Here is a 7,483-nt window from a genome sequence, read left to right as displayed (position 1 = left end):
GCTGGTGTGGAAACTGTGATCATCTCGTGCTCTGCCGTGCCCGTCCTGTAACCACACCAGTCCCGCGTGTCACGCCTGCAACGCTGCAGGTCAAACGCTCAGGTCACGACTTTGCCGACACCGTGGTGCACCCACCGCCAGCCGCGGTCGTTGAGGCTGAGCAGTGCGCCCAGGCCGTCGACTGCGTGCAGCACGGTGATGATCGCCGCGGTCGACGGGGCGGGCGGGCGGCGATCGAACAGCGCTGACAGCACTGCCGCCCGCGCAGGACCGACCCGGTCCCGGTTCGTCAGCGGAAACGTGTCTACACGCCGTAAACCTTTGGACGGCAGAGAGTTTCGCCGAATCTGCCCGATCCGCTCGAGATGCTCGACCAGCCGCGACTGGGAGTGCTTCGAGATCTTCTTGATCGCGGTCCCCGGCTTCAGCGGGTTCGTCTGCAGCAGCCGCAACGCAGGCTCGGTGACGGGATCGGCCGCGGTCGCGGCATCCAACGCGACCAGCCGTCCCGCGGGCACGCATTCGCCGTCCACGGCCGGGCGGATCCGGCACCCGTGCGCCAGGTCGAGCAGCATCGCCGCCGCCAGGACGCGGTCACGACGTGGACTGTCCAGCCCGGGTTGCGCGTCGGCATTGTCCACCAGCAGCAAGAACAGGTCCTCGGCGATCTGCGCCATGGGCTGGAGAGTAACCCCCCGCCGCCCAGCGTTCAGAACTCGACGGCCCGCATCGGTCAGGAGTGGTAGGGCTCCGCGCTGACGAGCGTCACCTTGACGGTGTTGCCGTTGGGCACGGTGTAGGACCGGGACTCGCCGACCTTCGCGTCGAGCAGCGCGCCGCCCAGCGGCGAGTTGGGCGAGTACACCTCGAGCTTGCCGTCGGTGACGCCTTCCTGGCGGGTACCGATCAGGAATGTCTCGGTGTCGCTCTCGTCGTCGTCGTAGTAGACCTTGACGACCGAGCCCGGCAGCGCCACCCCGGACTGCTTGGGCGCTTCGCCCACCTTGGCGCTGTTGAGGAGCTCCTGCAGCTGACGGATCCGGGCCTCCTGCTGCCCCTGCTCCTCGCGGGCGGCGTGATAGCCGCCGTTCTCGCGCAGGTCGCCCTCTTCGCGGCGGTCATTGATCTCGGCGGCGATGACCGGGCGGTGGGCGATCAGTTGGTCGAGTTCAGCCTTGAGCCTGTCGAAGGCCTCCTCGGTCAACCAGGTGACCTGGGTGTCGGTCATGTCGTCGCGCTCCTGTCGTTGTTGCTTCCGCGCATTTCGCGTTGAGAAGTTCTGCCACGGTGCCAGGAGCTGTCGTGTGTGTATTGCCGCCGGCGCGGACACTCAATCTGCCCACCCAAAATGCAGCAATACACGGCCCCAGCAGGAACCGTGTATCGATCCATGATAGCACCGGGGGGATACCCGGTTTTCATGTTTTCGCCGCTGCGCGTTCGCCGGGCGGCCGAGCGTCAGTCGCCCACCAGGTACGACGGCACGTCGGATCCGCAGCCGTACACCTCGCCGACGACGGCCGGCGCGCTCGTCGTGACAGTGGTCCTGACCTGCACGGTTTCTGCGGTCGACGGCGCGACGAGCAGCTCACGCCTGCCGATCTCGTTGCCGTCGTACGACCGGGCGCGCACGATGCACACCACTTGCTGTGACGGATCGTCTCGGGTGACGCTGACGGTCACTTCGACGGTTCTGTCGTCGACGATCCGATAGCCGCCCAGTTCGCCCTTCACGTCCCCGGCGCCGAACCGGAAAAAGGCCACCGCAGCAATCGCCACGCCCGCTACCAGCACCAGCGCGGTCAATCCGATGGCGATCCAGCGGCGGGTGCGCCGGGACAGCTGCTGCCGGCCGTAACGGGCGGCGGGACGCTCGATCATCTCGTTTTGCATGCCCGTCGGTCAGATGGGTGTACTAGGACTGGAACTATAGAGCCAGTCAGTGGTGTTGGACTTTCGGTGACTGTCCATGCAGGTGAGCATGTAAGTGGGAACAGGTTGAGCGAACTGCGGTTGATGGCCGTACACGCGCACCCGGACGACGAGTCCAGTAAGGGTGCCGCGACGATGGCGCGCTACGCCGACGAGGGCGTGCGCGTCATGGTGGTGACCCTGACGGGCGGGGAGCGCGGCGACATCCTCAACCCGGCGATGGACCTGCCCGACGTGCACGGGCGGATGCCGGAGATCCGCCGCGACGAGATGGCCAGAGCCGCGGAGATCCTCGGCGTGGAGCACCACTGGCTGGGCTTCGTCGATTCCGGGCTGCCCGAGGGCGACCCGCTGCCGCCGCTGCCGGACGGGTGTTTCGCACTGGAGCCGCTGGAGCTGCCCACCGAGGCCCTGGTCCGGGTGATCCGGGAGTTCAAGCCGCACGTGATGACCACCTATGACGAGAACGGCGGGTACCCGCATCCCGACCACATCCGCTGCCACCAGGTGTCGGTCGCGGCGTACGAGGCGGCCGCTGATCACCGTCTGTACCCCGGCGCGGGCGAGCCGTGGAGCACGCTGAAGCTGTACTACAACCACGGATTCCTGCGGCAGCGGATGCAGGTGCTGCAGGATGAGTTCGCCAGGCACGGTCAGGACGGGCCGTTCGCCAAGTGGCTGGAGAAGTGGGATCCCGACGACGACCTGCTGGGCAAGCGGGTGACCACCCGGGTGGAGTGCGCGAAGTACTTCGCGCAGCGCGACGATGCCCTGCTCGCACACGCCACCCAGATCGATCCGAAGAGTTTCTTCTTCACCACGCCGATGGAATGGCAGCAACGGCTCTGGCCGACAGAGGAGTTCGAGTTGGCTCGATCGCGGGTGCCGGTGCGCCTGCCCGAGACCGACCTGTTCGCCGGAATCGAGGGACGCGAGTGAACACGGCAACGATGCTCGGCCTGAACCTGATGTCAGCCGTTCTGGCACAGGAGGAACCGCGCCAGACCGGGCCCGACTTCGGCAAAGCCAGCCCGCTCGGCTTCATCATCGTGATCTTCTTGCTGATCGGCGTTTTTGTGCTGGTGTGGTCGATGAACCGGCACCTGAAGCGGGTGCCGGAGTCCTTCGACACCGAACCGGCGGAGGGCGCCGACCCGGCCGGTGAGGGCCCGGTCGACGGCGTCGGGGCCGCCGATCCCGACCTGGCCACCGACAACCCGGCCGACGGGACGAAACGTGAGTCCGGCTGAGGTCCCCACCTCCAACACGCTTGCGGCGGCGACGAGCCCGTACCTCCGCCAGCACGCCGACAACCCGGTGCACTGGCAGGAGTGGCGGCCCGAGACTCTGGCCCTGGCTGTGCAGCGCGATGTCCCGATCCTGCTGTCGATCGGTTACGCCGCGTGCCACTGGTGCCACGTCATGGCGCACGAATCGTTCGCCGACGCCGACGTCGCCGCCATCGCCAACAGGGACTTCGTCTGCATCAAGGTCGACCGCGAGGAGCGCCCCGACCTGGATGCGGTCTACATGAACGCCACTGTCGCGTTGACCGGGCAGGGTGGCTGGCCGATGACCTGCTTTCTGACCCCGGACGGGCGGCCGTTCTTCTGCGGAACCTACTACCCGAAACCCAACTTCCTGCAGTTGCTCGCCGCGGTGTCGGAGACGTGGCGCACCCGGCGCGCCGAGGTGGAGGACACATCGGACAAGATCGCCGACGAGCTGCGGTCGATGTCCTCCGGACTACCGGGCGGCGGCCCGCCAGTGGAACCGACGATGTGTGACGACGCGGTGGCGACGTTGCTCGCCGACGAGGACGTCGCCAACGGCGGATTCGGTGGGGCACCCAAGTTTCCGCCGTCGGCGCTGTTGGAGGCGTTGCTGCGCAACCACGAACGCACCGGGGCGAGAGCGCCGCTGTCCGCGGTGGCGCGTGCCGGGGAGGCGATGGCCCGCGGCGGCATCTACGACCAGCTCGCGGGTGGATTCGCCCGCTACAGCGTCGATGCGTCGTGGGTGGTTCCGCACTTCGAGAAGATGCTCTACGACAACGCCCAGTTGCTGCGGGTCTACGCGCACTGGGCGAGGCTTACCCGAAACACGCTGGCGCACCGGATCGCTGACGGCATCGCGCGGTTCCTGATCGATGAGCTGCGCAGTGACGGGATGTTCGTGTCCTCGCTGGACGCCGACGCCGCCGGCGAAGAGGGGCTGACCTACGTCTGGACTCCCGGACAGCTGCTCGAGATCCTCGGGGGTGACGACGGACGTTGGGCGGCAGAGGTTTTTGGTGTCGCCGACGGCGGGACATTCGAGCAGGGCGCTTCGGTGCTGCAGTTGCGCGCCGATCCCGACGACGCCGAGCGCTTGGACGACGTTCGCACCGCCCTGCTGGCGGCGCGTTCCCTTCGACCGCAGCCGGGGCGCGACGACAAGGTCGTGACCGCCTGGAACGGGCTGGCGGTGACAGCTCTCGCAGAGGCCGGCGCCGGGCTGGGTCGCAGCGAGTACCTCAGCGCGGCAATGGAATGCGCACAGCGCATCATCGATCTGCACCTGGTCGAGGGCCGGCTGCGCCGGTCCAGCCTCGGCGGAGTGGTCGGCGACAGCGTCGCCGTTCTCGAGGACCATGCCGCGTTGGCCACCGGGTTGCTGACGCTGCATCAGGCCACAGGGCAACAGGTCTGGCTGGACGAGGCCGTGGTGCTGCTCGACCTGGCACTCGACCATTTCGCCGATCCGGATGACCAGGGCCGCTGGTATGACGTCGCCGACGATGCCGAGCGACTGATGCTGCGACCGTCGGACCCGATGGACGGCGCGACCCCGTCCGGTGCGTCGCTGATCGCCGAAGCTCTGCAGCTGGCAGCACATCTGGTGTCCGCGGACCGCGCCGAGCGGTACGCGCGTGCCGCCGCCGCCACGCTGTCCAGGGCGTCGATGCTGCTCACCCGGGCACCCCGCGCGGGTGGTCATTGGCTGGCGATCGCCGAGGCCGCCGTGCGGGGGCCGATCCAGATCGCGGTCGCCTGTGATCCGGCGGACTCCGAGCTACTGGCGGCCGCCCGCCGGTTGGCGCCGGGCGGCGCCGTGGTGATCGGCGGGGCGGCCGATTCCTCGGAGTTGCTGATCGGCCGGCCGCGAGTGGGCGACGCCGACGCGGCGTACGTGTGCCGCGGTCAGGTGTGCGATCTGCCCGTCACCACCGTCGCGGATCTGGCGGCCGCGCTGGGGAGCTCCGTGTAGCCTCGCGGCCATGCCGAGTGCCGAGCACATCACCCAAACCGTTCACCGCTATCTCGAGCTCGTCGGAGAAGGCCGCGCCGACGACGTCGTCGCGCTCTACGCCGACGACGCCACCGTCGAGGATCCCGTCGGCAGCGACGTGCACATCGGCAGGAATGCCATCCGCGGGTTCTACGGCAACATCGAGACCGTCAAGAGCCGTGGCGAGATGGTCACGCTGCGTGCGCTCGGGCACGAGGCGGCGTACTTCTGGCGGCTCGTCGTCGACCTCGGAGAGGGCGGCAAGATGAGCATCGAGATCATCAGCACGATGTCGTTCGACGACGAGGGCAAGATCTCGGCGATGAAGGCCTACTGGGGCCCGGAGAACATCACCCAGCTGTAGCCGACGCAGTCACTAGAAGACGGCGAACCACATCGCGATGTAGTGGCAGATGGCCGCGACGGCCGTGCAGGCGTGGAAGAACTCGTGGTGGCCGAACGTCGTCGGCCACGGGTTCGGCCACTTCAGCGCGTAGAGCACCCCGCCGACGCTGTAGAGCGCACCGCCGACGATCAGCAGCACCACCGCGGCGGTACCCGCGCCGTCGGCGATCGGACCGATGAACCACGCCGCCACCCAGCCGAGCAGGATGTAGAGCGGCACGCCGAGCCATCGTGGCGCCGAGGGCCACAGCATTTTCAGTGCGACGCCGGCCAACGCGCCACTCCAGACGATCCAGAACAGCGTCATGCCGCTGTGCTCGGGCAGGGCGAGCAGCGCGAACGGTGTGTAGCTTCCGGCGATGAACAGGAAGATCATCGAGTGATCGGCGCGCTTCATCCACTTGCGTGCGGTGGCCGACTTCCAGTTCACCCGGTGGTAGGTGCCGCTGACGGCGAACATCGCGACGATGGTCAACGTGTAGATCAGGGTGGCGATCCCGGCGCGGGTCGATTCCATCGACCAGGACACCGCCACCAGCGTCGCGCCGCCGATGACCGCGATGACCGCCGAGTACACGTGGATCCAGCCCCGCGCCCGCGGCTTACCCAGGAACTGGGCGACACCGTCGGCGACGGCTTCGGGAAAGTCTTCCGCTTCGTGTGGCGCACCCCGGCGGTCGGACTCGGTGGTATCGACGGGTTCAGTGGACGAGGCCATGTCACCTCCGCTGACTTGCTCGGGACTTCCCCGCGCCACAGTAGTCTGGACCATCGTGGAACTCATTCCGCGGCGACTCAAGGAGCCGATGTACCGGCTCTACGAGCTGCGGCTGCGCCAGGAGCTGGCGCCGGCACGCTCAGAGCTGCCCCGCCACATCGCCGTGCTGTGTGACGGCAACCGGCGCTGGGCCCGGGAACTCGGACACGACGACGTCAGCTACGGGTACCGCATGGGCGCCCACAAGATCGCCGAGATGCTGCGCTGGTGCCAGGAAGCCGGCATCGAGATGGCCACCGTCTACCTGCTGTCGACCGAGAACCTGCAACGCGACGCCGACGAGCTGGCGTCGCTGATCGACATCATCACCGAGGTCGTCGAGGAGATCTGCGCGCCGGCCAACCAGTGGAGCGTGCGCACCGTCGGGGACCTCGAACTGCTCGGCGAGGAGCCGGCGCGCCGGCTGCGCGAGGCCGTGCTGTCGACGGGCAAGGCGCCTGCGGCGTCGTTTCACGTCAACGTGGCCGTCGGATACGGCGGACGGCAGGAGATCGTCGATGCCGTGCGGGCGCTGCTGGGCAAGGAACTGGCCAACGGAGCCACCGGCGACCAGCTGATCGAGGCCGTCACCGCCGAGGCGATCTCGGAGAACCTGTACACCTCCGGGCAGCCCGACCCCGACCTGGTGATCCGGACCTCGGGGGAGCAGCGGCTGTCCGGCTTTCTGCTCTGGCAGAGCGCGTACTCGGAGATGTGGTTCACCGAGGCGTACTGGCCGGAGTTCCGCCGCCTCGACTTCCTGCGCGCCCTGCGCGACTACAGCGCCAGGCACCGACGCTACGGACGCTGAGGAGTAGCCGTGGCAGCCCTGTCCGCAACCGTGTTCGCGCTGAGCTGGTGGCTGGGGCTGTACCTGCTGAGCCGGGACCCGCGCAAGCTGGTGCTGGTTCTGGCCGCCGTCGGGTTGACCAGCTTCGCGCTGGTGCTAGCCCTGGATGCGGTCCGGGTGGTCAGCGGCTCGGTGGTGCTGGGCCGGCTCGAGATCTATCTGGTCGCGGTGCCGGGCATCGCCTGGTTCGCGGTGCTGCTGGAGCTGTCGCGGCCACGCGACGCCTGGAGCAGCCGCACCGGCGGCGCCGCGGTGGTGGCCGCCGTGGC

Annotated in this window: 9 protein-coding genes and 1 pseudogene; 6 read left to right on the top strand and 4 right to left on the bottom strand. The window is 68.2% G+C overall.

The features are described 5' to 3' along the window. Window positions 1-98 precede the first annotated feature (98 nt). From WA944_RS23830 to WA944_RS23820, 3 genes are all read right to left on the bottom strand, one after another. Window positions 99-677: a GPP34 family phosphoprotein gene (locus WA944_RS23830; RefSeq protein ID WP_526609415.1), complete on the bottom strand. Its 579-nt coding sequence runs from the start codon at window positions 675-677 to the stop codon at window positions 99-101. A gap of 56 nt (window positions 678-733) precedes the next feature. Beyond that, the gene (gene greA, locus WA944_RS23825) at window positions 734-1,228 is read right to left on the bottom strand and encodes a transcription elongation factor GreA (RefSeq protein WP_163894046.1); all 495 of its coding nucleotides are present in this window, start codon (window positions 1,226-1,228) and stop codon (window positions 734-736) included. A 230-nt stretch (window positions 1,229-1,458) separates the two neighbouring features. Further along, entirely contained in the window at window positions 1,459-1,881 is a 423-nt protein-coding gene (locus WA944_RS23820) for a DUF4307 domain-containing protein (protein ID WP_526373403.1), read from the bottom strand. Window positions 1,882-1,998: 117 nt separating this feature from the next. Between WA944_RS23820 and mca the strand changes: the two genes are divergently transcribed. The 4 genes from mca to WA944_RS23800 are packed head-to-tail and all read left to right on the top strand — an operon-like array spanning window position 1,999 to window position 5,566. After that, window positions 1,999-2,871, top strand: a complete 873-nt coding sequence (gene mca, locus WA944_RS23815) for a mycothiol conjugate amidase Mca (protein ID WP_526373405.1) — start codon at window positions 1,999-2,001, stop codon at window positions 2,869-2,871. A gap of 11 nt (window positions 2,872-2,882) precedes the next feature. Continuing rightward, a complete protein-coding gene (locus tag WA944_RS23810) occupies window positions 2,883-3,182 on the top strand; it encodes a hypothetical protein (protein WP_526373417.1) in 300 nt (99 codons plus the stop codon). Then, a complete protein-coding gene (locus WA944_RS23805; RefSeq protein WP_526609410.1) occupies window positions 3,169-5,181 on the top strand; it encodes a thioredoxin domain-containing protein in 2,013 nt (670 codons plus the stop codon). The genes WA944_RS23810 and WA944_RS23805 overlap by 14 nt, the downstream gene beginning before the upstream one ends. A 10-nt stretch (window positions 5,182-5,191) precedes the next feature. Then, entirely contained in the window at window positions 5,192-5,566 is a 375-nt protein-coding gene (locus WA944_RS23800) for a nuclear transport factor 2 family protein (RefSeq protein ID WP_526373408.1), read from the top strand. A gap of 12 nt (window positions 5,567-5,578) precedes the next feature. Here WA944_RS23800 and trhA read toward each other — a convergent pair whose 3' ends face one another. Next, window positions 5,579-6,325 (bottom strand): PAQR family membrane homeostasis protein TrhA, encoded by a 747-nt coding sequence (gene trhA / locus WA944_RS23795; protein WP_526373410.1) that lies wholly within the window; start codon window positions 6,323-6,325, stop codon window positions 5,579-5,581. A 55-nt stretch (window positions 6,326-6,380) separates the two neighbouring features. Between trhA and WA944_RS23790 the strand changes: the two genes are divergently transcribed. Next, window positions 6,381-7,175 carry a (2Z,6E)-farnesyl diphosphate synthase gene (locus tag WA944_RS23790; protein ID WP_526373412.1) on the top strand — a complete coding sequence of 265 codons (795 nt, stop codon included), beginning with the start codon at window positions 6,381-6,383 and terminating at the stop codon, window positions 7,173-7,175. Between the two features lie 9 nt (window positions 7,176-7,184). Further along, a pseudogene (locus WA944_RS23785) lies at window positions 7,185-7,483 on the top strand (hypothetical protein); the annotation flags it as partial.

It is taken from the genome of Mycobacterium sp. (assembly GCF_049683355.1).
Taxonomy (GTDB): Bacteria; Actinomycetota; Actinomycetes; order Mycobacteriales; family Mycobacteriaceae; genus Mycobacterium.
This window is presented reverse-complemented; position numbering and strand designations above follow the sequence as displayed.

Excerpts from the sequence above, each read along its gene's own strand:
- trhA (WP_526373410.1), bottom strand. The coding sequence starts at position 6,325 with ATGGCCTCGTCCACTGAACCCGTCGATACCACCGAGTCCGACCGCCGG.
- greA (WP_163894046.1), bottom strand. The coding sequence starts at position 1,228 with ATGACCGACACCCAGGTCACCTGGTTGACCGAGGAGGCCTTCGACAGG.
- WA944_RS23830 (WP_526609415.1), bottom strand. The coding sequence starts at position 677 with ATGGCGCAGATCGCCGAGGACCTGTTCTTGCTGCTGGTGGACAATGCC.
- WA944_RS23820 (WP_526373403.1), bottom strand. The coding sequence starts at position 1,881 with ATGATCGAGCGTCCCGCCGCCCGTTACGGCCGGCAGCAGCTGTCCCGG.
- WA944_RS23810 (WP_526373417.1), top strand. The coding sequence starts at position 2,883 with ATGCTCGGCCTGAACCTGATGTCAGCCGTTCTGGCACAGGAGGAACCG.
- WA944_RS23800 (WP_526373408.1), top strand. The coding sequence starts at position 5,192 with ATGCCGAGTGCCGAGCACATCACCCAAACCGTTCACCGCTATCTCGAG.